Source organism: Dolichospermum circinale AWQC131C (assembly GCF_000426905.1).
Classification (GTDB): domain Bacteria; phylum Cyanobacteriota; class Cyanobacteriia; order Cyanobacteriales; family Nostocaceae; genus Dolichospermum; species Dolichospermum circinale.
Genome location: NZ_KE384604.1, coordinates 11,004 through 11,946 on the forward strand (window position 1 = coordinate 11,004; position 943 = coordinate 11,946).

At 33.0% G+C, this 943-nt stretch carries 2 protein-coding genes; both read left to right on the plus strand.

The window, feature by feature from the left end:
• The coding region (locus ACIR131C_RS26715; protein WP_231395422.1) for a FitA-like ribbon-helix-helix domain-containing protein at positions 1-423 on the plus strand (423 nt) is incomplete at its 5' end.
• A gap of 5 nt (positions 424-428) precedes the next feature.
• The gene (locus tag ACIR131C_RS0108585) at positions 429-848 is read left to right on the plus strand and encodes a type II toxin-antitoxin system VapC family toxin (RefSeq protein WP_028089855.1); all 420 of its coding nucleotides are present in this window, start codon (positions 429-431) and stop codon (positions 846-848) included.
• The last annotated feature ends 95 nt before the right edge of the window (positions 849-943 follow it).

Below are 943 nucleotides of genomic sequence, written 5' to 3' on the forward strand. Positions count from 1 at the left end.
GTAGAGGCGGGATTTCCCCGTCCTGGAAGGTTTGTACCCTCAGATAACTCAATGCTTATGAATCCAATTATTTTAGATGACTTAGATCCAAATATTATCGAGTGGCTAAAATCTCGCGCTCAAAAACATGGTAATTCTTTACAAGCAGAAGTAAAGTCTATTTTAGAACAGTTAACAGTAGCAAAAGCAGAAGAAGTTAAATTATTTGCAGATGAAATAATTCAGCGTAAAGCAGATTTAATGTTGCAGCAAATTAAAATTCATTCTCAGTCTATAGATAAAAACATCACTGAATTAATGGAAACTTCGACAACAAATAATCAACAAGAATTATTAGAAATCAAAGCGAAACTCAAGGAATTAAAACCGGGAATTTCATTAGGTAATTTATCAATCAGGGAAGCTAGAGAATTAGGAAGATAATTTTAATGCTATTTGTTTTAGATTGTTCTGTGGCTATTAATTGGTGTCTGGAAGATGAAAATAATATCTATGCTGAGGCAGTTTATGAAATCATAATCCAACAAAATCAGGCACTAGTACCTGCATTTTTCTGGCTAGAAATTAGTAATGTTTTGTGGGTAGCAGAAAGGAGAAATCGTAATACTAGAGAAAAAACTGATCAGGTGATTAAACTGCTGCAAAGTCTACCTATCTTAATTGATGCTAAACCGATTACGGAAAGTGTTAATGATACATTAAATTTAGCCAGACAATACAATCTTGCTGCTTATGATGCTGCTTATTTAGAATTAGCAATTAGAGAAGGACTGTTATTAGCAACCACTGATGATAAACTAGCTAATGCTGCAAAACAGCTTGGTATTTTTATAGAAGATCCAAATTGAAAAAAAGGAGAGATTACAAAATAGAGCTATTCCCACTGTGATAGTTTTATATATCCTGAAAATAGGGGTCAATATCTTTTGCGATTACACTGAAC